The sequence below is a fragment of the Phytomonospora sp. NPDC050363 genome (genome assembly GCF_040655735.1).
In the GTDB taxonomy this organism is placed as follows: Bacteria; Actinomycetota; Actinomycetes; order Mycobacteriales; family Micromonosporaceae; genus Phytomonospora.
In genome coordinates this window covers 83,904-107,719 of the sequence record NZ_JBFAKK010000007.1, presented here as the reverse complement: position 1 = coordinate 107,719, position 23,816 = coordinate 83,904, and the positions used below count along the sequence as shown (strand labels likewise).

Here is a 23,816-nt window from a genome sequence, read left to right as displayed (position 1 = left end):
GTGGAAGTCGGCTGGCGCAAGAGTTCCTTCAGCCCGAACAACGGCGGGAACTGCGTCGAGGTGGGAACCACCGCTGAAACGGTGGCGATCCGGGACTCGAAGCACGTCCCCGGGCCGATCCTCACCGTCCCCGCCTCGGACTGGGCCGGCTTCCTGCGCACCCTCTAGCCGTCCCCTCTAACCGCCCCGCCCTGCGGTACGCCCCGGGAGCGACCCCCAGTTCGCGTTTGAACGCCTTCGCGAAGGCGAACTCCGAGCTGTACCCCACCTGCCTCGCCACGCCAGCAACAGACGCGTCACTCTCCCTGAGCCGCTTGGCCGCCAACGTCATCCGCCACCAGGCCACATAGGCCATCGGAGGCACCCCGACCATCTGCGTGAACCGCTCGGACAGCACCGACCTGGACATCCCAGCCCTCCGAGCGAGCCCCGCCACCGTCCACCCCCTGGCCGGATCCTCGTGAACAGCCGTCAGCGCCGAGACCATCGCCGGGTCTCGCATCGCGGCGGCCCAACCATGCCCGCTCTCCTCCGGCGCCGTGTCGATCCAGTGGCGCAGCATGCACACCAACAGAGCATCGAGCAGGGCCGGGATCATGGCCCCTGACCCGGGAGTGGGGCCGGCCAGTTCGGTACCGAGCAGGTCGATCGCGGCACGCATCGGCGTGGGATTGGCAATACGGGCAGGAATGTGCATGTGCGCCGGGAGCGCAGTCCACAGTGGATGCGCCCGGGCACCGCCCAGTTGGTACGCCCCGCACAGCAGCACCGCCTCAGAAACCGAGGCGGACTCCAGCCGGTGACCGGGCTCGCGAGGCAGGAACACCGCGTCGCCGGCACCGAGGAGCACCGCCTCACCGTCAAGCGGACGAAACCAGCACGCGCCTTGCAGCAGCACATGGAAACCGGCGCCGTCGGACGCCGGGAACTCGTCGGCCCACGGTCCCCGACGACGCTGGAGCGCGGAGTGGGGCCGCCCCGACCGCATCGCGGTGATGGCGTCGCTGAGCACGTCCATCCGAAAATCGTAGCCATGCCCCATGCCCCGGACGATCGGACAGTGATTCCGGAGTCTGAGGCATGGAGAGTCCCGATCCCCGGCCATACGGTGAAGTCACGAAGCCAAACCGAGCCGAGCCGACCGGGCACGGCCGAGCCGAACAAGGGTGACTGATGAAGATCGCGGTGAACGGTGCGACCGGCTACACCGGCAAACTGGTGACCGCCGAGCTGGCCCGGCGCGGCATCGCGGCGGTACTGGTCGGACGTGACGAGGATCGGCTGCGCGAGGCACGAAACGACGTAGTGGCAGGCGATGGCGAGATCCGGGTCGCCGACATCTCCGAACCAAAGGCGCTCGCGACGGCCTTCGCCGGCTGCGACGTCGTCATCAACTGCGCGGGCCCCTTCTCCCTCCTCGGCGAGCCGGTGATCCGCGCGGCCATCGCCGTCGGCTGCCACTACGTGGACACGGCCGGCGAACAGCACTACGTCAAGGAGGTCTTCGACCGCTTCTCCGACGACGCCGAAGCGGCGGGCGTGACCATCGTGCCCGCACTGGCCGACGACGGCGGGCCCGGCGACATGATCGGGCACCTGACCGCGACCGCGGTCGCGCCGGTCGCCGAACTGGCGCTCGGACTCTGGTACCGCGAAGGCGGCGCCTCCCGGGGCAGCCTGCGATCGATGCTGGCCCTGGCCGACGACGCGGCACTGGACTATGTGGACGGCGAGTGGGTGCGCAGCGCGTCCGGTACACCTGCGTCGATGCGCTTTCCCGGCGCCGAGACCGAAGTGCCGCTGGCGAAGTTCGGCATCCCGCCGATCGCCATGATCCCCCGGCACGTCCAGGTCGCCCGTGCCGAAGGGTTCGTCAACGCCGACATGCTCGCCGGGCTGCGTGAAGTGACCCCTGAGCTGGTCGACTCGCTTCCGCCGGGGCCACCCGCCGACGAGCGCCGCCGGCAACGCTGGACGCACGTCGTCGAGGCGATCGGGATGGACGGCCGCAAGGCTCGTGGCGAAGTCGAAGGTTCCGACGGCTACGGAACGACCGCCGTCATCGCGGTGGAGGGCGCGTACCGGCTCGCGACCGTTCGCGCACCGCGCGGGGTGCTCGCCCCCTCACAGGCCTTCGACCCGGCCGACTTCCTGGACCGGCTGACCGAACACGGCGTCCGCTGGAGCGTCAAGGTCCAGTAAGGCTCGGACCTAAGGCTGGAAGGCCCCGCCGCGCTTCTCCAGGAGCTTGTGAATCGTCTGCTGGATGCTCTCCTTGACCTGGTCGGCCAGGTTGAAGATCTCCATGGGGTCGTCGGCGTGGTCGGCCATGTCGCTGGTGTCGATGGGCTCGCCGAACTCGATGTGCCACTTCGACGGCAGCGGCACGGCGCCCAGCGGCCCGAGCCACGGGAACGTCGGCGTCACGGGGAAGTAGGGCAGACCCAGAAGCCTGGCGAGGGGCTTGATGTCGCCGATGATCGGGTAGATCTCCTCGGCGCCCACAATGGACACCGGGATGATCGGCACACCGGTCTTCAGCGCCGCCGCCACGAAACCGCCCCGGCCGAAGCGCTGGAGCTTGTACCTGTCCCACACCGGTTTCCCGACGCCCTTGAAGCCCTCGGGGAAGACGCCGACGAGGTGCCCGGCGGTGAGCAGCCGTTCGGCGTCGGGGTTGCAGGCCAGGGTCGCGCCGGTCTTGCGGGCGTACTCGCCGAGCAGCGGGGTCTTGAAGACGAAGTCGGCGCCCAGCAGCCGCAGGTGGCGGCGCGCGGGGTGGTCGTCCAGCAGGCCGAGCTGGAGCATCGCGGCGTCCATCGCGATGGCACCGGAGTGGTTGCCGACGATGAGCGCGCCGCCCTTGTCGGGGACGTGCTCCAGTCCGTGCATCTCGACCCGGAACCACTTGCGGTACAGCACCCGCAGCGCCGGAGCCACGACCTCCTCGGTCAGCTCCTGGTCGAACCCGAACTCGTCGACCTCGTAGTCACCGGACAGGCGGCGCTCGACGATGTCGAAGACCTTGTTGATCGCGTCTTCGAAACGACTGCTCATCAGGCTTCCTCAGCTGTGCCGAACTCCGTGCCGGACTTCGCGCCGAACACCGCGTCGAAAGCCTCCGGCGTCGGCAGCGGGTTGATCCCGTAGGTCTCCACGAGCCTGCTCACGTCCATGACACGGCCGTAGCGCAGGAAGTCGAGCTGGTCGCGGGAGACGTCGATGCTGCCGAGGGCCGCCAGTCCGCTCAGCGCGAACTCCGGGACCGGCGCGGCGATTCCCCGCGCTCGCCGGATGGCCTGCGACAGGGGCATGGCGCCCGGGCCGCCGACGTTCAGGACGGTCGGCCGGTCGTGGCGTTCGGGCGGCTCGGGGTGCGGCCGCACGGTGGCGTGGTGCAGCACGTCGACGGCGTCGTCGATGTGCAGGAACTGGACACGCGGGTCGAAACCGAGCACCGTCGGGACCAGCGGCAGCGCGAAGTAGCGGCTCATGGCCGTGTCCGCCTTCGGCCCGATCAGGGGCGCCAGGCGCAGGACGGTCACCTCGATCTCGGGCCGGCGGCGGGCGAAACCGCGCACGTAACCCTCGGCGTCGAGGACGTCCTTGGTGTACTCACCGCGCGGGACGGCGCGCAGCTCGGTGTCCTCGGTGAAGATCGCGGGGTCGCGAATCGAGGCACCGTAAGCCGCCGCGGCGGACTTGACCACGACGCGGCGAACGTGCGGCGAGCGCTGGCAGGCGGCGAGCAGCTGCATCGTGCCGATGACGTTGCGCTCTTTGAGCTCCGAGCGCGAGCGGGTGCGCGACGTCGAGGCGCCGATGGCCAGGTGCACGACCGTGCACACTCGGCCATCGGCCAGCAGCTCGGTGAGTTTCGACCGACCGTTGCTGGCCGGTGACAGCAGATCATCGGTGGCAGCCGTCATCACCCGCGCGACACGGTCGTCGGCGGTCAGTCTCGCGGCGAGACGACCGCCCAGGTACCGGTCAGCGCCGGTGACGAGGACAGCCGGTCCGGTCACTTGCCCTGGCGGCGACGCTGCACGCGGGTCTTGCGGAGCAGCTTGCGGTGCTTCTTCTTCGCCATGCGCTTGCGACGCTTCTTGATGACCGAACCCATAGGTGTTCCCCTAGTAGCTGGAGGTGGTGTGTAACCGCTCAACCATACCGACTGCCAGCCGTAACGCCACGTCGGGGAACCCGGCAGGCAGGCCGGAGCGCAGATACTCCTGTACGGCCTGCTCCGGAACCCGGAACGAGCGGCCCACCCGGACCGCCCCGAGCTGCCCGGAGTGGACGAGCCGGTACACGGTCATCTTGGAGACCCGCATGAGTTCGGCGACCTCGGCGACGGTCAGGAACCTTACCTCGCTGAGCAGGCCCTGCGGCCCGCTGTTGCCCGTCGTGTTGCTCATCTCGGCACCACCCTCCCGATGCGCGCCGCACCCCTTTCAGGGTGGTGCGGTGCGAACATGTAGATGCTTCGTTTATCCACCGTAATGTGGTGGCGCGGGTGTTGACCATGGTTCGCCAGGGTCGGGTGATGAGGGTTATAGGGGTCGGGCGTGGCGTGGGCGTCGAGACGACTCAAACCGGCGGGCGCAGGCCGTCGATCATGACGGCGAGATAGGCCTCGGCAAGCCCCGGGGAAGCCGCGCGGGCCACCGCGAAGGCGGTCTCGCCGATGAGCGTGGTGGCGAGGCCGGGGTCGAGGTCGGCCCGGATGGAGCCCTCCGCCCGCGCCCGGACCACCAGTTCGCGCACGACCGCCTCCAGCTCGGCGCGCAACCGGGCGGTCTCGGGCAGGTCGAGGCCGCCGAGGTGGTCGTTCACGCCGTGGTGCGCCGACTGGAACGCGATCAGTTCGGCGAGGAAGGCCCGCAGGGCGTCCAGCGGGCGGCCTTGGCCGAGCAGGTCGCGGCCGCGCTCGACCATCGGCCCCAGCAGGCCGGACACGGCCGCGTCGATCAGCGCGCCCTTGCCGCCGAAGGCGCGCACGACGGTCCCGGCGCCGAGGCCGGCGCGGGTGGCGATGGCCTCGACGGTCAGGGGCGCGCCCGACTCGGCCAGCAGCGCAGTGGCCGCCTCCAGGGCCAGGCGACGGTTGCGCACGGCGTCGGCGCGCAGACCTCTTCCCTCGCTTGACAAGTGGAACACCCCTTCCATATATTCTACTGGAATCCTGATTCCAGTTATTCTAGACAGGGAGCTCCGCCATGACCCAGCGCGTCCTCATCTCGGGCGGCGGCATCGCCGGCCTGACCCTGGCCCACTGGCTCGCCCGCCACGGCCTCCAGCCCACGATCGTCGAACGGGCCCCCGGCATCCGGCCCGGCGGCAACGGCGTCGACGTGCGCGACCAGGCCACCGAGGTCCTCGACCGCATGGGTCTCATGCCCCGCGTCCGCGCGGCCGCCACGGACGTGACCGGTATGCGATTCGTCGACACCGAGGACCGCACCCTCGCGCGGCTCGACATCGCCGGCAGCGAGGTCGAGATCATGCGCGGCGACCTCTCCGCCCTCCTGCACGAAGCCGACCGCGATGACGTCGAATACCTCTTCGGCGACTCCATCACCGCCATCGACCAGGACACCACCGGCGCCACCGTCGCCTTCGAGCACGCACCCAAGCGACGCTTCGACCTCGTCGTCGGCGCCGACGGCATGCACTCCACCGTCCGCCGCCTCGCCTTCGGCCCCGAGGACCGGTACCTGCGGCACAAAGACCACTACTTCGCCTTCGCCGACGCCGACGCGTCCCTCGCCGAAGACCGCCGCGTGACCATGTTCAACCGGCCGGGAAAGATGGCCGGGATCTACCGCTCGGGCAACCACGCCCAGGCCAAGGCGTACTTCATGTTCCGCTCCCCGCGCCTGGACCACGACCACCGCGACCCCGCGCAGCACCGGCGACTGCTCCTCGACGCCTTCGGCGCCGAACGCTCCTGGCACGTCGCCCGCCTGCTCGCCACGGCCCTGGCCGACCCCGACCTCTACTTCGACGCGCTCGCCCAGGTCCACCTCGACTCCTGGCGACGCGGCCGCGTCGCCCTGCTCGGCGACGCCGCCTGGTGCGCCTCGCCCGCCTCCGGCGCGGGCGCCGAACTCGCGCTCGTCGGCGCCTACCGGCTCGCCGGGGAGCTGGCCGCCGCCGGCGGAGACCACACGGCCGGCTTCGCCGCCTACGAGGCCGGCCTTCGCCCGCTCGTGCGACAGCGCCAGAAGATCGGCCCGAACGTGCGGCTCATGGTGCCCAGGACCGCGATCGGCGCGAAGGTCCGCAACGCCGTCGTCGGCCTGCCACTGCTCAAGACCCTCGAAGCGGCCGAGAGCCGGGCCCGGCGCAAAAAGAACGAGCCGCTGGGCGCGTACGCACCAGCGGCTCGTCGAAACAATCCCTAGACCGTCGTCTTCACGTAGTCCTCGATCTTCGCCAGGATGTTCGGCCAGCTCTCCCCGAACACCGTCTCCGAGCTCGCCGCGGCCTCCTCGCCGTCGCGGGCCACGGCCTCGAAGAACTGGTAGAACTTGTCGATCGTGTACGTGTCGATCATGTACCGCACCGCGAGGTACGCCAGCCCGTACTTCCCCGACCCGGCGAGGCCGTCGTCGGCGCTCGTCGGCGCCACCAGCTCGCCGTCCCAGCGGATCGACGACAGGTAGTCCTGCACGTTCGACAGTCGCGGGTAGTTGCTCACCGGCTGGTCGCCGTGGTCGATGTACTCGGCGATGCCCTCGTTGAGGAACCAGTCCTCGGGCTGCGGCTCGACGTCGCCGGTCCCCAGCAGTGTCACCACATGCCCGAACTCGTGGCGCATGGTCGACTCGAACTCCTCGCGATTCCCCAGGCGCTCGACGTGCATGACGACCTCGATGCCGGTCTGCTTCCAGTCCCCGTTGTCGTCGATGGTCCCCAGGGGCAGCGCGAAGCCGACGACGTTGGGGCCGATGTCGCCGGTCCCGTACCACTCGGCGAACTCGTCCTCGCCGGCCAGGAAGACCACGTAGCGGTCGACACGGTCCCAGTGGGCGTAGGTGTCGGCGTTCTCGGCGGCGGCCTCGGCGACTTCGAGCGCCTGGTCGAGGCGGTTCTCGTACTGCGGAGGCGCCGCGACCAGCACGCGCGGGCCCGACTTGACCGCCAGGTCGCTGATCTCGAAGGGACGGGGCCCGGCCTGGTTCGACGCGGACTCGTCGACCTCGGTGATGAACAGTCCGGCGTCGGTGACCTCCCACTCGGTGGGGATGACCACGTCGGTGGGCTCGCAGACGGCCGGATCGCTGGCCCCGAAGCAGTAGCCGACGATCAGGTCGATGTCGAAGGCCCGCTCGGTGCCGCCCCCGGCGCGCGCGTCGGCCTTGCCGTCGAGTTCGTAGGTCCAGTTGGTGACCTCAAGGGCGCGCAGGTTCTCGTAGCGCTCGGTCATGCGGTCGACGAGGTCGGCGTCGTCGCTGTCGTAGAGGGCGAGCCAGCCCTGCTCGTCGCCGCCGAGCAGGGCCGTGCTCTGCCGGTTGAGGGCGGCCAGCGCCGCGCCGGAGACGTACTCCTCCCACTCGCGGTCAGAGGCCGACGCGCTGGGCTTGGGCGGAACGGGCTCCAGGGCCTCGTTGAGCTGCACACCGCTGCGGCCGATGAGGCTGCCGGCCACGATGGACGCCGCCGCCAGCAGCGTCACCAGCACGAGCATGCCGACCCGCCGGGGCCAAGGGCTCTTCGGCTGCGGCGGCGAGCCGGGCAGCCAGTACGGCCCGTTGGCGGTCATCCCGGCAGGCGGGGCGCCCGGGTAGGGCGGATAGCTCAACGGCGCCGGAGGCTGCGGCTGAAGCGGCGGGAACTGCGACTGGGGCGACAGCGTGGGGCCCCAGGAGGGACGCGACGGCTGCGACTCGCGGGCCTGGCCGTATGTCGTGGGCGTCGAGGGCGACGCCCACGGGGACTGCGGCTGCTGGGGCTGTTGGGGTTGCTGAGGCTGCTGGGGCTGAGCCGGTTGCTGCTGTCCGTAGCGCGGATCCTGCTGCGGCTGCTGCGATTGCTGCGGCCACGAGGGTTGTGTGGGCTCCGGTGTCCCGTGCTGCTGCGGTTGCGGCGTCGGCTGACCCGACGGCGGAAGTCCGTACGGGTGGGATTGCCAGGACGGAGGAGGCGGCTCGGAGTTCACCGATACGAACGTATGAGGGCCGCGCTACACGCGCCCGGCATATTCGGTCACGATTGGGTCACGATATCGGTTCTACAGGCGCGGGAGCGGCCACCGCCATGCGAAAGGCGGGAGCCTCGTCCAGCCAATGGATCTCGGTCTGCCCGCCATGCCCGTGTATGCGCAAGATCTCCTCGACGGAGTCCCACACGCAGATCTGCTGAACGCCCGTCGTCGAGCCGATCCAGCGGGTGATCGCCCGGCCGTCCGACCAGGCGACGCCGTAGGCGATCCGGCCCGTCCCCGAGACCCCCGAGGCGTCGGCCCACCGATGGAGAACGAAACGCCGGGGTTCTTCCCCAACAGGGTCGGGATCGTCGTCACGCATCGTGGATCCTCTCACGCGTTTCCTGTGACAACCTCTGTCGTTGTCTTAGCAGGAGGGTTGCATGGGAAGACCACCGGCGCAAGCATATCGGTGGTACTGCCGTTCACTCGGCAAAATGCACGAAAACTTGCCGCCCTACCTGCGGAAACGCTTGGCGCGCAAGGGATTCCACATGCCACTTGACGTCGTCGGGAGGAGCTCGCCGTGACGGCCAGGAAGACCAACGGGACCGATCTGCGCACCTCCCCGAGCCTCCGCCGAAGGCGCCTGGGAATAGCCCTGCGCCGCCTTCGTGAGGTATCGGGGACCAGTCGCGAACTGGCCGGAGCGCGCCTGGAGTGCTCGCCGTCGAAGATAAGCCGCATCGAGAACGGCGACGTCGGCGTCCGCCGCCGTGACCTGGAAGAACTCCTCGATCTCTACCAGCTCACCGACACCGAGGAACGCGCCAAACTCGTCGATCTGGCCCGCGAGAGCCGCGAGCGCGGCGGCTGGTGGATCAAGTACTCCGATCTGCCGAAGGCGTACCTGCGCTACATCGAGTTCGAGTCGGTGGCGCGATCCATTCGCTGGTTCGAGATGTCCACCATTCCGGGGGCACTCCAGATCCCGGAGTTCACCGAATCGCTGATACGCGGATCCGACCCGACTTTCACACCGGAGGACCTTTCCCGCCAGCTCGACGTCCGTCGCGAACGGCAGCGGACGCTGACCGCGCCGGGGGGCCCCGATTGCGCGTTCGTGCTGGGTGAGTCGGCGATCCGATACCGCGTGGGGGGCGACGGCGTGTGGCGCCGGCAGCTTCAGCATCTGCTGGAACTGGCCGACCGGCCCAACATCCGCATCCAGGTTCTGGCATTCGATCATGGCGCACATGAGGCGATGGCAGGTTCTTTTCAGATCATGCATCACCACAAGCCCGATCCCGCTGTTGTGAACTGCGAAGGCTTCGCCGGCCACTTCGTCATGGACGACCCCGTCGACGTGGAACGGTGCAGCCAGGTTTTCGATCGCCTGTCCGCCTCGGCGTTGAGTCCGCAGTTGTCACTGAGGCTGATCGCGGAGGCGGTGGCCTGAGTGACTAGGAGGGGCGATGACGCCCACTTCAGGACGCGCGCCACTGTGGCGCAAGAGCAGTCGCAGCTACGCGAACAACGCATGTGTTGAAGTGGCCGACCTCGGCCGCTCGATCGGCGTTCGCGACTCGAAGCTCGCCGCGGACGCGCACTATCCGGTGCTGTCGTATTCCGAACAGGAATGGACCGGGTTCGTCGAGAGCGTCAAACTCGGGCGCTTCGACGGTTAGGTTTATGTTGGCGGTGGTCCGTGCCGGGGTGGGTGCGGGCCGCCGTCGCCTCCGGGGCGTGCCGTGTGGGCGTGCCGTGCCGGGCGCGCGTCTACCAGCTGTGGGTCCAGGTGTACCAGTGGTCGCCGAGAGCGTGGAAGCGCGCGGAGTCGAAGCCGTCGTCGGCCAGCTCGGGGCCGGGCCCGGATGGCAGGTAGGCGATCCCGGCGTCGTCGAAGAAGGCGCCGTTGTCCTCGTAGAACCAGTAGCCGCCGGTCACCGCGAACGCGGCGGTGATCGTGTAGGTGCCGATCTCGCGCTCGTCGGACCAGCCGTCCCAGTCGGGCGCGGTTCCCGGTGCGGGCACGGGAAGCGTGGCGACGAGGTCGTCGAAGGCCGGACGGCTCAGTGCCCAGCGCGCCTCGCGCGGGACCTGGGCGATGAGCGCGACGAGCACGGCCGCGGCGACGACGGGCGCGATCACCAGCTGCCACGAGCGGTGCCCCGCGTGCCCTCCGTCGGCGAACATGGCGAGCCAGGCGATGGCGATCCCGAAGGGGGCCGGGATCATCAGCGCGGCCAGGACGAAGTCGAAGCCGGGTGGACTGAAGGCCACCGTGATCAACACGCCTGTCGCCAGCACGGCGGCGTGCAGGATCCACCACGCGCGCTGGGACGGTGGGCTGGGCTCGGGGCGGGGCTCGGGCATGCGCGATTGTGGCATCAGCCGTCCTACGCCGGCCCCTCCGCGGCGGCGATGAGGAAGTTCGGCAGCCGCACGTAGGCCTCCAGGCCGTCGGCGTCGGCGAGCTCGGGCGGCAGACCCGGCTCGACGACCTCGCGCAGGCGGCAGCCGAGGGCGGCGAGCTCGTTCAGATATGCCGACAGGGGCCGATGGAAGTCGGTGGCGTAGGTGGAGGGCATGTCGTAGTCGGCGAGGTAGCGGTCGACGCGGTAGGCGCCGTGTTCGCGCCAGATACCACCGAGGCCCTCGAAGGCGGGGTGGGTGATGGCGAAGACGAAGGTCCCGCCGGGTCGCAGGGCCTCGACGCAGGCGCGCATGGCGGGTTTCCAGTCGGGAATCGCCATGAGGACCATGCTGCACACGACGGCGTCGAAGGGCGCGCCGAAGTCGGCGGGCAGGTCGGTGAGGCCGGCCTGGAGGTAGCGGATCCCTTGCGCCAGTTCGGTTTCCCGGCGGCGCGCGTAGCCGGACAGCGCATCGGTCGGTTCGACGCCGACGACGTGGGCGCCCTCGCGGGCGAGCATGCGGGAGAAGTAGCCGTTGCCGCAGCCGGCGTCGAGGATCCGGCGGCCGGTGAGCCCGCCGTCGGCGCCGAGCAGGCGCAGCAGGTGCGGGTTGACGAGGTGGCGTTTGGCGAAGTCGCCGTCGGCGTCCATGGCGCCCACGACCTCCGGCGGCAGGGTCTCCCACTGGGCGATGGCGGCTTCGTTGGTCCACTCAGGCATCCGGGCAGCATTCCACGCGAAAGGGGGCCACTTTCAAGCCCGCTCGAAGAATTCCACGTACGGTCTTGTCGAATCCGGCCGGTTCATCCGACGTAGTGGCGTACCGACCGAACACCACGCCAAGGAGAACAACATGGCCCAGTACGCGATCCTCATCTTCGACGACCCGAACGCCGGCGCCTACGCCCCCGAGCAGGAGGCGGCCAGCCAGCGTTACGCCGACCAGCTCATCGAGTCGAAGGCGATGGTCACCGGGTACGCGCTCCAGTCGAGCGAGACGGCCACGGCCGTTCGCGGCGACGCCGTCACCGACGGGCCCTTCCTCGACACCAAGGAGGTCATCGCCGGCTTCTACGTCGTCGAGGCCCCCGACCTCGACGCGGCCCTCGACATCGCGCGCGCCAACCCGGCCGTCCAATGGGGACGCGGTGGGGTCGAGGTGCGGCCGGTCGCGGGCGGCATCCCGCCCATCGCACGGTGAGCGAGGCGGCCCGCGCCGTCGCCGAGGCGCACCGTCGTGAGTGGACGTTCGTGCTCGCCGCGACGGTGCGCGTCGCCGGCGATCTCGGCCTCGCCGAGGAGTGCGTGCAGGAGGCGTACGCCTCGGCGCTGTCGTCGTGGGAGCGCGACGGGATCCCGGCCAAACCGGGGGCGTGGCTGACCACCGCCGCCAAGCGCCGGGCCGTCGACACGATCCGCCGGGAGAGCACGCTGCGCTCGAAGCTGCCGCTGATCGTCGAGCGAGAAGGGGAGGAGACCGTGACCGTCGCCGAGGAGCCCGACGCGGTGCCCGACGAGCGCTTGCGGCTGATCTTCACCTGCTGCCATCCCGCGCTGGCGCGAGAGGCGCAGCTGGCGCTGACGCTGCGGCTGGTGTGCGGGCTGCCGACGCCGGACGTCGCGCGGGCGCTGCTGGTCTCCGAGCAGACGATGGCCGCCCGGATCACCCGGGCGAAGCGGAAGATCGCCGGCGCGCGCATCCCTTTCCGGGTACCGCGTCCGGCGGAGCTGCCCGACCGGCTCGCCGGCGTGCTCGGCGTCGTCCACCTGCTGTTCACCGCCGGGCACACCGCGCCTTCGGGGCCGTCGCTGATGCGCGCGGATCTGGCCGACCGGGCGCTGGGTCTGGCCCGGACGCTGCGCGAGCTGATGCCCGACGAGCCGGAGGTCGGCGGCCTGCTCGCGCTGCTGCTGGTGACCGACGCGCGGCGGGCGACGCGGACCGGGCCGGACGGGCGGCTGTTGCCGCTGGAGGAGCAGGACCGCTCGCAGTGGGACCGCGCGGCGCTGGGCGAGGCGCACGGGCTGATCGTGGCGGGGCTGCGCGACGGGCGGGCGGGGCGGCATCTGGTGCAGGCGGCGATCGCGTCGGTGTACGCGTCGGCGCCGACGTACGCCGAGACCGACTGGGCGGAGCTGGTGGCGCTCTACGACCGGCTGCTGGAGCTGTGGCCGTCGCCGGTGGTGGCGCTCAACCGGGCGGTGCCGCTGGCGATGGTGCGTGGGCCGGCGGCGGCGCTGGCGGTCGTGGAGACGCTGGAAGGGGATCGCCGGCTGGAGCGCTACCAGTATCTGCCGGCGGTGAAGGCGGACCTGCTGCGCCGCCTCGGGCGCGATGCCGAGGCGGCGCAGGCTTACCGGCGGGCGATCGAGCTGACGGGGAACGAGGCGGAGCGGGCGTTTCTGGTGGGGAGGCTGGGGTCAGCCGAGTAGGCGGGCGTTGTTCCAGCCGTCGCCGACGTAGTGGAACGCCCATTGGCCGGATTCCCAGAACCACTGCCACAAGTAGCCGTCGTCGCTGACCTCGACGAAGTGCGTGGGTGTGAGACCGGCGAGCAGGCGCGTCCCGGACATGGCGGAGACGTGGCGGACGTACTCGTCGTAGCCGACACCGTTGCTGAACCACTCGGACAGGCCGCCCGTTCCGGTGGCCTCGACGAAGTCGCCGTGGGAGAGCCCGGCGATGGCGACGGTGCTGCTCGTCGTCCAGCCGTAGCCGACGAAGGTCTCGCTCCAGACCCCGCCCGAGCGGGTCCAGCGCGACAGGCCGCCCGACTCGACCTCCAGGAAGGAGTTCGGGCCGAGGCCGGTGAGCAGTCGGGTGGCGCCCCATCCGCTGCCCTGCACCGATTCCACATAGGTGCTGCCGGTCCAGGTCCACTCCGACAGGCCGCCGGCCGCGGTGATCTCCAGGAAGTGGGCGTCGTCGAGGCTGGTGATGAGGCGGGTGCTCTCCGGACCCCAGCCGGAGCCGAGCGTGGTGGGGGTCCACACGCCGTTGACGTGGTTCCACTGCTTGAGGCGGCCCTGGTAGTCGATCTCCAGGAAGCGGCCGGGGCTTTGGGCCTGGGTGCCGACGTCACGGGCGGGCGCGGCGGCCTGGGCGGGCGATGCGATGAGGGCGGTGACGACCATGAGGGTCGCGGCGAGGAGCCGGGCACATCTGCTCACTAATATTGACATCCGTCGATATAAGCAGATGGTGGAATCCCCGTCCACCCCCCGAAGAACGCATGCCCGCCCTCGCGATCTTCGCTGCGATCGGGGGATGGCCACCGTCCTGCTCGACCTCACCGTCCGCGCCCTCACCACCGCATCCCCAGAAACGTGAGCGGCCCGGCGTCGGCGACGGCGATCTCGTGGAAGCCGACCCGGTCGTAGAACGCGCGGGCGGGGGTGTTCTCGGTGACCATGCCGAGGTGGACGCCCGGCACGCCCGCCGCCTTGAGCGCGCCGACGAAGGCCTCGATCAGCTCGCGGCCGTGCCCGGAGCGCTGGTGCTCCGGAAGGAGATCGATGTGCAGATGGGCGGGGTAGGGCGCGAGTTCCGGGGCGAGCATGCGCTCGGGTGTGTGCAGCAGGTGGCGCATGACGTCGTCGGGAGTGTCGGTCGTGGCCGGCGCCGGGTAGCGGTCGGCGACGGACGGGAGCCACTCGTCGCGGAAACGCCGGACGAAGCGGGCCGTGTCGGCCGTCCCGAGGATGTAGCCGACCGCGCGCTCGCCGTCGTCGATCACGAAGGCGAGCGACGGGTCGAGGCGCGCGTAGGGGACGGCGAAGATCTCGGGGAGGACCGCCGGGTCGCGGTAGTGCGGGCGGGCGTCGCCGCCGAGGTGGGCGGTGCGGACGCAGATGTCGCGGAGGGCGGGCTCGTCGGCGGCGCGATAGGGGCGGAGGCGGGGTCGGGGCATGGGAAGATCATCCGGCGGGGATGGGTTGGGGGGCAAGGGGGCGCCAGTCCTCGCGGTCGAGCACCGCGAGGTAGAGGGACGCCAGCCGGGACGCGTGCTCGGCGAGGTCGGCGAGGCGGTCGGCGAGGGCGGCCGCCACGGCGAAACGCTCCGCCGACGGCTTCTGCCGCGCGAGGTGGCGCGCATGGGCCTCCACGACCTGCGGCGCGGGCGGGTACTCCGCCGGCGTCAGGCCCATTCCCGAGCAGCCCAGCATGCTGCGCAGCAGCCGGCCGGTGTGGTCGACCAGCTCGTCATCGGCGTCGGGCGCGGTGATCGCGTCGTGCAGGTTCGCGGCGACCGCGACCTTCCCCGCGTAATAGCCGTCCAGTCCGGGATCGCAGGAGCGGCGCAGCAGCCACGACCTCTCCGGGCCGGTGACGTCCCCGGCCCCGCACAACCGGCGGACCAGCCACCTGCCGACCGCCCGGACGCGTGCGGGGTCGGCGCGCAGGGCTGCGGCGGCGATGGCGGCGTCGGGGTGGATCGGCACGTAGAGACCGCAGAAGGCGTTCACCAGCTGGGCGGGCCGGGCGTGCGGGTCGGCGAAGTTGGCGTCGAGCACGGCGGGCACGGTCACGCCGGACCAGCGCCGCCCCCAGCCCTCCGCAACCGCGCCTCCACCAGCGCCGACAGCCGCGCGACGGCCGGCGCGATCTCGCCCTTGTAGTCGTCGATCACGCCGGACCTGGCGGCGGAGTCGGCGGCGCCCTGCATGGTGTTGGCGATGCCCGGGACGTCGGGGTGACTCAGCTGGTAGTCGGCCATGGCCTCGGCGAGTTCGGCGACCCGCGGGTCATAGGGCTCCCAGGCGCTGGCCTCCCAGCTGCGTTTGAGCAGGTCGGTGTACTCCTCGTCGTCGAGAGAGCGCTCGACCTGCGCGAGGTACCCCTCGAAGTCCGGCAGCAGCGCCTTGGCCAGGATGAGGCCGTCGCGGCTGGTGTCGACGAAGCCCTCGGGGAAGCCGAGCGCGGCGATGCGGTCCAGCAGCCGCGCGGCGTGGTCGGACAGCAGGAGCCGGTTTCCCGTGGCGAGCCTGTCGAGCATGTCGCGGCGTTCGGCGAGTTCGGCGATCCGCTCGGTAAGCCGGGCCTTCACGTCGGCGACGTCGGCGGCGAAGGTCTCGGGGTCGGCGTCGAGCATGGCGCCGACCTCGGCCAGCGGCACGCCGGCCTCGGCGAGCGTGCGCACCTGCACCAGCCGCAGCAGCTCGGCCGACCCGTAGCGCCGGTAGCCGGAACTGTCGCGGATGGGCTCGCCGACCAGCCCGAGCCGGTGGTAGTGCCGCACGGTCTTGATCGTCACGCCGGCGAAGGCCGCCGCCTGGCTGATCGTCAACTCACTCGACATGCCCCCGCCGCTCCTTCCGACTCCCGCGCCCGCCCGGACGCGCGGGTCGAGGCTAACGCGCGGCCGCGCCGGACTCGGTGAGCCCGGCGCGGCCTGAAGCGTTCCCAAGGTCAGACCGCCCCACCGAAGACGAGCTTGAGCAGCTTCTGCGTCGCCTCCTGGAAGGCCGCCGCCTTCGACAGCGCGGGGTCGTCGACGTAGTTGAGCGACGCGGTCATCGTCTTGCGCCCGTCGGGGGTGCTGTACATGAGCCCGGCGTGGCCGGAGATGCCGCCGTTGTGGGTGATGATCTTCCCGCCGCCGTCGGGGGCGTCCTGCACGAACACTCCCAGGCCGTAGCCGACCTTCGCCTCGGGCGTGTTCATCTCGGTCAGCAGCTCGGCGGGCAGCAGTTCACCGCGCTGGAGGGCCGAGATGAAGACGTGCAGGTCGCGGGTGGTCGAGATCATGTCGCCGCCGGTGGAGACCCACGAGGGGTTCTGGCTGGTCACGTCGACGATCTCGGCGTCCTCGGCGTACTGGTAGTAGGCGTGCGCGTGCGGCTCGGGGACCTCGGTGGAGGTGCTGTCGGGCATGCTCGTGCCCTCCAGCCCGAGCGGCTCGATGATCCTCCGCCGCAGCTCCTCGGCCAGCGAGCGGCCGGTGACCTTCTCGACGACGAGCCTGGCCAGCACGTAGTTGGTGTTGGCGTAGCTCCAGTCGGCGCCCGGCTCGAAGCGCACCGGCTTCGACAGCGCCAGTTCGACCAGCTCCTCGGGTGTGTACACGCGGAAGCGGTCCTCGACCCATTCGCGGCCCGACCAGACGACCCCGGGCACGATGGTGCCGTCCTCGTAGTACTCACCGGTGTGGTTGAAGACGCCGCTGGTGTGCTGGAGCAGCATCCGGACGGTGATCCGCTCGTCGAGGGCCAGGCCGGGCAGGTACTCCACGACGGGGGCGTCCAGCGCGATCCTGCCCTCGGCGACCAGCTGGAGCACGACGGTCGCGGTGAAGGTCTTGGTGTTGCTGCCGGCGCGGAAGTGGCCGTCGACGGGCGGCGGGGTGGTCCCGCCGAGCTCGGCGAGTCCGGCGCTGCCCGTCCATTCGCCGTGCTCGTCGTTCACGCGAAGCGTCATGCCGGTGAAGCCGGAGTCGACGATCTCCTGGAGGAGCTTGTCCAGTTCGGGGCGGTCGGTGGCGGTGGTGATCTCGTTGTTCGTCATGGGCCAAGCCTCCGAGGTTGACCTAAGGTCACAGCAACTCGGCGATCATGTGACGCCCGCCACTCATCGGCCCAGCTGGTCGCGCCGACGGACCAGGTACGCCCTCTCGGCGCTGTTGCCGGCCAGCTCGATCGCCCGGTCGTAGGCCGCCCTGGCCTCCTCACTGCGGGTCAAGCGGCGCAGCAGGAAGGCGCGGGTGGCGTGGAAGGCGTGGTACCCCTCCAGCGGCAGGCCGTCGACCTCGGCGAGCGCGACCTCCGGGCCGTCGAGTTCGGCGAGCGCGATGGCGCGGTTGAGCCGCACGATCGGCGAGGGGTCGAGGCGTCTGAGCTGGTCATAGAGGGCGACGACCTGCGTCCAGTCGGTGTCGCGGACGTCGCGGGCGTCGGTGTGGACGGCGTTGATCGCGGCGAGGACCTGGTAGCGGCCCGGTGCCCGACCGGAGGCGAGCCGGGCGCGGACGAGGGCGTGTCCCTCGGCGATGAGCCCGCGGTCCCAGGCGCCGCGGTCCTGCTCGTCGAGGGTGACCAGTTCGCCGCTCGCCGACACGCGCGCGGGCCGGCGGGCCTCGGTCAGGAGCATCAGCGCGAGCAGGCCGATGGTCTCGCCGTCGTCGGGCATCAGCTCGGCGACCAGCCGGGTGAGGCGGATCGCCTCGGCGGTGAGGTCGGCGCGGACGGTCTCCTTCTCGGCGGCCGAGGGCAGATAGCCCTCGTTGAAGATCAGGTAGAGGACGGTGAGGACGCCGTCGACCCGGCCGGGGAGGTCTTCGCGGGAGGGGACGCGGTAGGGGATCGTCGCCGCCTTGATCTTCGCCTTCGCGCGGGTGATCCGCTGGCCCATGGCGGTCTCCTGCACGAGGAAGGCGTGGGCGATCTCGGGCACGGTGAGCCCGCCGACCATGCGCAGGGTGAGCGCGATGCGGGACTCCATGGCGAGGGCGGGGTGGCAGCAGGTGAACAGCAGGCGGAGGCGGTCGTCGTCGATGGCGCCGAGGGGTTCGGGGGTGTCGGACAGCATCAGCGCCTCCTTGTGCTTGTCGGCGCGCCTCGACTCGCGGCGGATCCGGTCGAGGGCCTTGCGGTGGGCGGTGGTGGTGATCCACCCGCCGGGGTTGGCGGGGACGCCGTCGGCCGGCCAGCGCTCGACGGCGGTGGCGAAGGCCTCGGCGGTCATCTCCTCGGCGATGTCGAGGTCACCGAAGCGCCTGGTCAGCGCCGCGACCACCCGGGCCCACTCCTCGCGGTGGGTCCGGGCGATCGCCGCGCCGGCGTCGGTCATGCGGTCATGATCGGTCGCAGCTCGACCCGCCGGTTGCAGTTCTTCGAGCCCTCGGCGGCCAGGCGCAGCGCCACGTCGAGGTCTTCGGCCTCGACGATCCAGAAACCGGCGACGTACTCCTTCGACTCCAGGTAGGGGCCGTCGGTGAACACCGGTTCGGCGTTCCTGCCGTCGACGACGGTGGCCGACTCGGGCGCGGCGAGCCCGCCGGCGAAGACCCAGTGGCCCTTGGCCTGGAGTCCCTCGTTGAAGGCGCGGATCGCGATCATCTCCTCCGGGGTCCCGGAGTTGGACCGACCGTCGAGCACGGACATCAGGTAGTGCGCCATTTCGTCTCCACTCGTGACGTGGCCGCCTGTCGGGCCGCCTCTCATCTGTACTACGAACACCGCCGGCCGGATCCGACACGCCCGCGGGAAAAACCTTCCCGGACACGAAAACGGCCCCGGGGGACCCGGGGCCGTCGACGAATGTCCTGCTAGTTCTTGCCGGTCACGCCTTTGAGGAAGAACCCGACGTTGGCGGGACGCTCGGCGAGCCTGCGCATCAGGTACCCGTACCACTCGTCGCCGTAGGGCACGTAGACGCGGACGCGGTGGCCCTCGCCCGCCAGGCGCTTCTGCTCGTTGGGCCGGATGCCGAAGAGCATCTGGAACTCGTAGGTGTCGGGCGAGCGGTCGAACCACTTCGCCCGGTCGAGGCCGATCTCGATGAGCCGCGGGTCGTGCGTGGCGAGCATCGGGTAGCCCTGGCCGTTCATGAGGGCGTTGATGCAGCGCACGTAGGACCGGTCGACGTCGAGACGCGCCTGGTAGGCGACCGACTCGGGCTCCTTGTAGGCGCCCTTGCACAGGCGCACGCGCGAGCCGGGGCCGGAGAACTCCTTGCAGTCGGCCTCGGTGCGGCGCAGGTACGACTGGAGCACCGCGCCGGTCTTGGCGTGGTCGGCGCGCAGGCGGTTGACGATGTCGAGCGTCGAGTCGGTGACCGTGTGGTCCTCCATGTCGACGGTGACGGTCGTGCCCGCGTCGGCGGCCGCGTCGCAGATCTCCTTGGCGTTGGCGTAGGCGCCCTCGGGATCGAAGAGGAGCCCCAGCGCGGTCAGCTTCACGCTGACCTCGGCCGCCTCGGTGAGCTTGGCCTTGTGCAGGGCCGTCAGCAGGCGCAGGTACTCGTCCTTGGTGGCCTCGGCCTGCCCGGCGTTGAAGGTGTCCTCGCCGAGATAGTCGAGGCTGATCAGCAGGCCGTCGTCGGCCAGCTGCTGCGTGGTGCGCACGGCGTCGTCTGTCGTGGTGCCGGCCACGAACCGCCGCACGAGCCCGCGGGAGATGGGTGTCGTCTCCACCCGCCGCTCGACCCATTTGTTACGGGCCGCGGCGAGGATTACCGAACGCAACATGAGGCCGAGAGTAACCGCCCTGGACAGATCCGGCGAGATCGGCATGCCAGTAAGGGGCCAGTGGTGTTGTACTGGTTACTTCGGCCATCTTGCCCTACCGTTGTGTGGTGGACTTCGACGCTTACGCGCAGACCGCCGCGGACCTGGTCAATAACGACCTGTCCGACATGGAAGCACTTCAGGACATGTTCGCCGAGCGCGAATACATGCGGACCCGGGTCACCGAACGCGACCTGGCGACCTTCCGGCGAGCCCGGAAGAAACTCAGGGACGTCTTCGAACGCGGATCCGCGGGGGACGACGAGGCCGCGGTCGAGATTCTGAACACGCTGCTGGAGGCCTACCCGGTCCAGCCGCGAATCTCGGGCCACCCCAACAACGACTGGCACATGCACGTCTCCGGGAGAGGCGCGACCGTCGCCTCGGAATACCTCGCGGGCGCGGCCTGGGGCCTGTCGGTGTGGCTGTGCAACTACGGGAGCGCCCGTTTCGGCATCTGCGCCGACGAACGCTGTTCGAAGGTGTTCCTGGACACCTCCTCGAACTGCTGCCGCCGGTTCTGCTCCGAACGCTGCGCGACCCGTTCGCACGTCGCGGCGCATCGCGCTCGCAAGAAGGAGGTCGCGGGGGCGGCCACCTGACCCCTCACCACTACGATGGCGGCCCGTCTCCCGATGAGATGGGCCGCCTTTTTCGACCCGAAGGACCGAAGCCGTGCCCGACCGACCTGAGATCGTCTGCATCTGCGGCTCCGTCCGGTTCGCCGACGAGATGAACGCGGCGAACCGCGAACTGACCTTCGCGGGCGTCATCGTCGTGGCTCCCGGCGTCTTCCCAAGCGCCGGGGATCGCGAAGCGGACGCGTCGATCACCGACGAGCAGAAGACCGCGCTGGGCGCCCTCCACCTGCGCAAGATCGACCTGGCCGACCGTGTCCTGGTCGTCAACCCGGGCGGGTACATCGGCGAGTCCACGAGCAGGGAGATCGCCTACGCCCAGGCCACGGGCAAGCCGGTCTCGTTCACCGATTCGTCGTGACCCGGCTCGCGAGATAGACGGGTTCACGGCCGTCGCCGGATCCGGGATCCGGCGACGGCCGTCCGCTCGGCCCGACGGCACAGCGCGAGGCGACTCAGCACGCGTCGACTCAGCGCGATGCGCGATCAGGCGACTGCGGACATCACGACGCGATCATCGAGACGCGCCTCAGACCACCGTGCCGGCGGCCGCGCGGCGGCGCTTGGCGGCGAAGAACAGGGCCGCACCGCCCGCGGCGATCAGGGCCGCGCCTGCGGCGGCGAAGCCGGTCAGCGAGGCGCCGGTCAGGGGCAGTGAGACCGAGGGACCGCCGCCACCGGCGCCGGGGCCGGTCGTGTCGGTGCCGCCCGGGCCGGGAAGCTGAGCGTCGTCGTCGAGGGCGATCGCGGTGGTCAGCGGGTCGAGTTCGGCGCCGGCCTCGTAGAAGCCGCCGAAGAAGGCCGCGCCGTCGGCGGTCAGCGTGGTCGGGACGCCGTTGAGGGCGATGACGCCGTCGTCGACCGCGACCTCGGCGGTGAAGGTCGCCAGGGCGGTCTCGCCGACGTAGAGGGTGCCCTCGTCGCCGGTGACCTTGAGGTTGAGGTCGGTGAAGGTCAGGTCGAGCTCGTAGTGGCCGCCGCTCTCGTGACCGAGGAAGTGGACGGTCCCCTGGTAGGCGGCGGTCAGCACCCCCTTCTCGGCGTCGTAGACGCCGGTGGCGGCACCGAAGCGGTAGCCGTCACCGTTGTCGGTGGCACCGTCGGACAGTTCGACCTCGCCCTTGGCGATCGGGCCGACGATGTACTTGCGGAAGGACTCCTTGACGCCCCAGTCGAGGGTGCCGTCGACGACGTCGGCCGGGCCCGCGGGGTCGGTGGTGGCCGGGTCGGTGGTGGGCGTGCCGCTCGGACCGGTCGGCGCGGGGCTGGACGGGGACGCCGAGGTCGAGGACGGCTCGGGGTCGGGCGCCTCGGCCTTGACCTTGACGGTGACCGGGTCGAGGGCGCTGCCGGCGGCGTAGAAGCCGCCGAAGGCGGGCGCGCCGGCCTCGGTGAGCTCGGCGGGGATCGCGCGCAGCCAGGTGTAGCCGAGGTTGTCCTGCTCGGGGGCGATGCCGGTCAGGTCGAGGGTGGCGAGTTCCACGTCGTCGTAGAGGCGGACCTCGCCGGTGGCCATGTCCTTGGAGCTGACGTCGGCGATGACCTTGCCGGTCTTGCCCGGGTTGTCGGTGGTGACGCGGACCTGGCTGATCGACATGTCCAGCGCCCAGACCTCACCGGACTTGTGCGCCTGGAAGGTCACCTTGCCCTCGAAGGCGGCGGTGAGGCTGTGGGTGGACAGGTCGTAGGTCCCGGTCCCGCCGGTGAACCCGTAGGTGCCGTCGTCGTAGGAGCGGGCGCCGTCGGAGACGGTGATCCGGCCGTGGCCGATCGGTCCGACGACGTACTTGCGGAAGGTCTCCTTGACGCCCCAGGTGGTCTCGCCGTTGGTGATCGGGAGGGTCGTGCCGGCGTTGGCGGGTGCGACGGCGGCGAGAACCGCGGCGCCGGTGGCGGTGAGGATCGCGGCGACGGCGAGTGACCGTCTCCAGCGGGTAGAGGTGTGGGCCATGAGGGGGGACTACTCCTTCTCTTCGGTGACAGTGCTCTCGGGCACGGGCCTGCGGCGGCGGACGAGGAGGACCGTCGCCGCGACGGCGGCCAGTGCGACCGCGGCGACGATCCAGTACGCGGCGGGCATGAACCCGTCGGCGTCCACTTCGGACGACGCGGCGGCCGGCGCGATCGACGCGGGCGGCTGGGTGGCGGCGACGTCCTCGCCGAGGTCGGGCAGGGGCGGCAGTTCGGCGCCCGACTTCACCGGGACCGCCAGCCACAGCGGGTCCATGTCGGTGCCCGCGGGGTAGAAGCCGCCGAAGACGGCGGCGCCTTTCGCGGTGAGGACGGTGGGGGTCTCGTCGAGGCGGACCAGACCGTCCTTTTCGGACAGTTTCGCGGCGAAGGTCACCAGGGGGACATCTTCGGTGGTGGCGCCGGCGGAGGTGACGTCGGCGGTGAGCGTGCCCTTGTCCTTGGCGACGGTGACGCCGAGGCCGGTGAGGGTCAGGTCGAGACCCTGGCCGGTGAAGGTGATCGCGCCGGTGAAGGCGGCGTCGAGGGCCTTCTTCCGAGCGTCCCAGAAGCCCTTGCCCTCACCGAAACGGAAGAGCGCCCCGCCGTCCTGCGCACCCTCGGTCAGCGACCAGGAGCCCTTGGCGATGTCGCCGACGACGTATTCGCGGTAGGTGCGGCGCACGCCCCAGTCGACGGCGGCGCCGCTGAACTCGCCGTCGCCGGCCTTCGTCGACGGCTTGGTGTCCGGCTTGTCGGCCGACATGTCGGCGGTGAGGCTCAAGGGATCCAGCTCGGTGCCGGCCTCGTAGTAGCCGGCGAAGGACTTGGCGCCCTGTGCGGTCAGGGTGGCGGGAATGTCGGACAGCTCCATGCGCGTGGTGCCGCCGGAGGTGTCGAGCCCGCCGACACCGAGGTCGGCGAAGGCCACCCCGTGGCTGGTGCCCGCAGGCGTGGTGACGTCGACGTAGAGGGTTCCGCCGCCACCGGCGATCTCGACCTTCGGGTTGGCGATCAGCAGGTCGAGTTCGTAGTCGCCGCCCTCCTTCTTGTGGCCGGTGAAGCGCACGCCACCGGAGTAGCCGGCGGTGAAGTCTCCGGAGCCGGGATCGTAGGCGCCCGTTGCGGAGTGGAAGCGGAACCGGTTGGAACCGGCGGTGGCCGCGCCGCCGGTCAGGCGGTACTCGCCCTTGGCGATCGGACCGGTGATGTAGTTCTGGAAGGAGGTCTTGAGGCCCCAGTCCAGGCGGCCGCCGGAGACCTTCGAGTCGGCGGCGTCGGCCTGGCCGGGAATGGCGACCAAGGCCGCCGTGAGCAGGGCGGCGAGCGTCGTTCGGAGCACGCGGGCGGACACGCGGCGGCCTCCTTGCGGGCGGTGTGACCAGGGGCTTGAGATGAAAGTTAGGGAAGGCTAACCTATGGAAATCTGGCGCTCACC

General features: G+C 70.6%; 29 protein-coding genes. 9 read left to right on the top strand and 20 right to left on the bottom strand.

All coding sequences use genetic code 11. From position 1 onward, the window contains the following. Complete coding sequence (locus tag AB0I28_RS20210) at positions 1-168, top strand: DUF397 domain-containing protein (protein WP_357495946.1); 168 nt, start codon at positions 1-3, stop codon at positions 166-168. Here the strand turns inward: AB0I28_RS20210 and AB0I28_RS20205 are convergent. Further along, on the bottom strand, positions 122-1,018 hold the full coding sequence (locus AB0I28_RS20205; RefSeq protein ID WP_357495368.1) for an AraC family transcriptional regulator: 897 nt from the start codon (positions 1,016-1,018) through the stop codon (positions 122-124). The two genes, AB0I28_RS20210 and AB0I28_RS20205, sit on opposite strands and share 47 nt — an antisense overlap. A 155-nt stretch (positions 1,019-1,173) precedes the next feature. Here AB0I28_RS20205 and AB0I28_RS20200 point away from each other — a divergent pair, with 155 nt between their 5' ends. Then, a complete protein-coding gene (locus AB0I28_RS20200; protein ID WP_357495366.1) occupies positions 1,174-2,202 on the top strand; it encodes a saccharopine dehydrogenase NADP-binding domain-containing protein in 1,029 nt (342 codons plus the stop codon). 9 nt (positions 2,203-2,211) lie between these two features. Here AB0I28_RS20200 and AB0I28_RS20195 read toward each other — a convergent pair whose 3' ends face one another. The 5 genes from AB0I28_RS20195 to AB0I28_RS20175 all read right to left on the bottom strand — a co-directional run bounded on the left by AB0I28_RS20195 (position 2,212) and on the right by AB0I28_RS20175 (position 5,151). Continuing rightward, the gene (locus tag AB0I28_RS20195; protein WP_357495364.1) at positions 2,212-3,057 is read right to left on the bottom strand and encodes a lysophospholipid acyltransferase family protein; all 846 of its coding nucleotides are present in this window, start codon (positions 3,055-3,057) and stop codon (positions 2,212-2,214) included. Beyond that, a complete protein-coding gene (locus tag AB0I28_RS20190) occupies positions 3,057-4,025 on the bottom strand; it encodes an NAD-dependent epimerase/dehydratase family protein (RefSeq protein ID WP_357495362.1) in 969 nt (322 codons plus the stop codon). The genes AB0I28_RS20195 and AB0I28_RS20190 overlap by 1 nt, the downstream gene beginning before the upstream one ends. Continuing rightward, a complete protein-coding gene (locus tag AB0I28_RS20185; protein WP_184789097.1) occupies positions 4,022-4,123 on the bottom strand; it encodes an AURKAIP1/COX24 domain-containing protein in 102 nt (33 codons plus the stop codon). The genes AB0I28_RS20190 and AB0I28_RS20185 overlap by 4 nt, the downstream gene beginning before the upstream one ends. A gap of 10 nt (positions 4,124-4,133) precedes the next feature. Further along, positions 4,134-4,418: a helix-turn-helix domain-containing protein gene (locus AB0I28_RS20180; protein ID WP_357495359.1), complete on the bottom strand. Its 285-nt coding sequence runs from the start codon at positions 4,416-4,418 to the stop codon at positions 4,134-4,136. Positions 4,419-4,590: 172 nt separating this feature from the next. Beyond that, positions 4,591-5,151 carry a TetR family transcriptional regulator gene (locus AB0I28_RS20175; protein WP_357495357.1) on the bottom strand — a complete coding sequence of 187 codons (561 nt, stop codon included), beginning with the start codon at positions 5,149-5,151 and terminating at the stop codon, positions 4,591-4,593. Between the two features lie 68 nt (positions 5,152-5,219). On the opposite strand from AB0I28_RS20175, the gene AB0I28_RS20170 reads away from it, so the two are divergent. Further along, a complete protein-coding gene (locus tag AB0I28_RS20170; protein ID WP_357495355.1) occupies positions 5,220-6,407 on the top strand; it encodes an FAD-dependent monooxygenase in 1,188 nt (395 codons plus the stop codon). Here the strand turns inward: AB0I28_RS20170 and AB0I28_RS20165 are convergent. Both AB0I28_RS20165 and AB0I28_RS20160 read right to left on the bottom strand, forming a co-directional pair. Beyond that, entirely contained in the window at positions 6,404-7,768 is a 1,365-nt protein-coding gene (locus AB0I28_RS20165) for a hypothetical protein (RefSeq protein WP_357495354.1), read from the bottom strand. The genes AB0I28_RS20170 and AB0I28_RS20165 overlap by 4 nt on opposite strands. A gap of 454 nt (positions 7,769-8,222) precedes the next feature. Next, entirely contained in the window at positions 8,223-8,531 is a 309-nt protein-coding gene (locus AB0I28_RS20160; protein WP_357495352.1) for a hypothetical protein, read from the bottom strand. A gap of 204 nt (positions 8,532-8,735) precedes the next feature. Between AB0I28_RS20160 and AB0I28_RS20155 the strand changes: the two genes are divergently transcribed. Both AB0I28_RS20155 and AB0I28_RS20150 read left to right on the top strand, forming a co-directional pair. Then, positions 8,736-9,608 carry a helix-turn-helix transcriptional regulator gene (locus tag AB0I28_RS20155; protein WP_357495350.1) on the top strand — a complete coding sequence of 291 codons (873 nt, stop codon included), beginning with the start codon at positions 8,736-8,738 and terminating at the stop codon, positions 9,606-9,608. A 16-nt stretch (positions 9,609-9,624) separates the two neighbouring features. Further along, positions 9,625-9,837: a DUF397 domain-containing protein gene (locus tag AB0I28_RS20150; RefSeq protein ID WP_357495348.1), complete on the top strand. Its 213-nt coding sequence runs from the start codon at positions 9,625-9,627 to the stop codon at positions 9,835-9,837. Between the two features lie 91 nt (positions 9,838-9,928). Here AB0I28_RS20150 and AB0I28_RS20145 read toward each other — a convergent pair whose 3' ends face one another. Both AB0I28_RS20145 and AB0I28_RS20140 read right to left on the bottom strand, forming a co-directional pair. Continuing rightward, on the bottom strand, positions 9,929-10,540 hold the full coding sequence (locus AB0I28_RS20145) for a hypothetical protein (protein ID WP_357495346.1): 612 nt from the start codon (positions 10,538-10,540) through the stop codon (positions 9,929-9,931). 8 nt (positions 10,541-10,548) lie between these two features. Next, a complete protein-coding gene (locus AB0I28_RS20140) occupies positions 10,549-11,286 on the bottom strand; it encodes a class I SAM-dependent methyltransferase (protein WP_357495344.1) in 738 nt (245 codons plus the stop codon). 133 nt (positions 11,287-11,419) lie between these two features. Here AB0I28_RS20140 and AB0I28_RS20135 point away from each other — a divergent pair, with 133 nt between their 5' ends. Together AB0I28_RS20135 and AB0I28_RS20130 are read left to right on the top strand one after the other, a co-directional pair. Beyond that, positions 11,420-11,767 (top strand): YciI family protein, encoded by a 348-nt coding sequence (locus tag AB0I28_RS20135; protein ID WP_357495342.1) that lies wholly within the window; start codon positions 11,420-11,422, stop codon positions 11,765-11,767. 50 nt (positions 11,768-11,817) lie between these two features. Then, entirely contained in the window at positions 11,818-12,999 is a 1,182-nt protein-coding gene (locus AB0I28_RS20130; RefSeq protein WP_357495944.1) for a DUF6596 domain-containing protein, read from the top strand. Here the strand turns inward: AB0I28_RS20130 and AB0I28_RS20125 are convergent. From AB0I28_RS20125 to AB0I28_RS20090, 8 genes are all read right to left on the bottom strand, one after another. Then, positions 12,988-13,749, bottom strand: a complete 762-nt coding sequence (locus AB0I28_RS20125) for a hypothetical protein (RefSeq protein ID WP_357495340.1) — start codon at positions 13,747-13,749, stop codon at positions 12,988-12,990. The genes AB0I28_RS20130 and AB0I28_RS20125 overlap by 12 nt on opposite strands. Before the next feature lie 122 nt (positions 13,750-13,871). After that, positions 13,872-14,477 (bottom strand): GNAT family N-acetyltransferase, encoded by a 606-nt coding sequence (locus tag AB0I28_RS20120; RefSeq protein ID WP_357495338.1) that lies wholly within the window; start codon positions 14,475-14,477, stop codon positions 13,872-13,874. 7 nt (positions 14,478-14,484) lie between these two features. Next, positions 14,485-15,096, bottom strand: coding sequence for a hypothetical protein (locus AB0I28_RS20115; RefSeq protein ID WP_357495336.1), 612 nt, complete (start codon positions 15,094-15,096; stop codon positions 14,485-14,487). Then, positions 15,093-15,866, bottom strand: coding sequence for a MerR family transcriptional regulator (locus AB0I28_RS20110; RefSeq protein WP_357495334.1), 774 nt, complete (start codon positions 15,864-15,866; stop codon positions 15,093-15,095). Before AB0I28_RS20110 ends, AB0I28_RS20115 begins: the two co-directional genes overlap by 4 nt. A gap of 110 nt (positions 15,867-15,976) precedes the next feature. After that, a complete protein-coding gene (locus tag AB0I28_RS20105) occupies positions 15,977-17,071 on the bottom strand; it encodes a serine hydrolase domain-containing protein (protein WP_357495332.1) in 1,095 nt (364 codons plus the stop codon). 63 nt (positions 17,072-17,134) lie between these two features. Beyond that, complete coding sequence (locus AB0I28_RS20100; RefSeq protein WP_357495330.1) at positions 17,135-18,352, bottom strand: RNA polymerase sigma factor; 1,218 nt, start codon at positions 18,350-18,352, stop codon at positions 17,135-17,137. Next, positions 18,349-18,681: a YciI family protein gene (locus AB0I28_RS20095; RefSeq protein ID WP_357495328.1), complete on the bottom strand. Its 333-nt coding sequence runs from the start codon at positions 18,679-18,681 to the stop codon at positions 18,349-18,351. Before AB0I28_RS20095 ends, AB0I28_RS20100 begins: the two co-directional genes overlap by 4 nt. A 149-nt stretch (positions 18,682-18,830) precedes the next feature. Continuing rightward, complete coding sequence (locus AB0I28_RS20090) at positions 18,831-19,751, bottom strand: proline dehydrogenase family protein (protein WP_357495326.1); 921 nt, start codon at positions 19,749-19,751, stop codon at positions 18,831-18,833. A 107-nt stretch (positions 19,752-19,858) separates the two neighbouring features. On the opposite strand from AB0I28_RS20090, the gene AB0I28_RS20085 reads away from it, so the two are divergent. After that, entirely contained in the window at positions 19,859-20,392 is a 534-nt protein-coding gene (locus tag AB0I28_RS20085) for a CGNR zinc finger domain-containing protein (protein ID WP_357495324.1), read from the top strand. Between the two features lie 73 nt (positions 20,393-20,465). Continuing rightward, positions 20,466-20,789, top strand: a complete 324-nt coding sequence (locus AB0I28_RS20080) for a hypothetical protein (protein WP_357495323.1) — start codon at positions 20,466-20,468, stop codon at positions 20,787-20,789. A gap of 168 nt (positions 20,790-20,957) precedes the next feature. Here the strand turns inward: AB0I28_RS20080 and AB0I28_RS20075 are convergent, their stop codons facing one another. Further along, positions 20,958-22,379 carry an HtaA domain-containing protein gene (locus AB0I28_RS20075; RefSeq protein ID WP_357495321.1) on the bottom strand — a complete coding sequence of 474 codons (1,422 nt, stop codon included), beginning with the start codon at positions 22,377-22,379 and terminating at the stop codon, positions 20,958-20,960. A 9-nt stretch (positions 22,380-22,388) separates the two neighbouring features. After that, the gene (locus AB0I28_RS20070; RefSeq protein ID WP_357495319.1) at positions 22,389-23,732 is read right to left on the bottom strand and encodes an HtaA domain-containing protein; all 1,344 of its coding nucleotides are present in this window, start codon (positions 23,730-23,732) and stop codon (positions 22,389-22,391) included. Positions 23,733-23,816 lie beyond the last annotated feature (84 nt).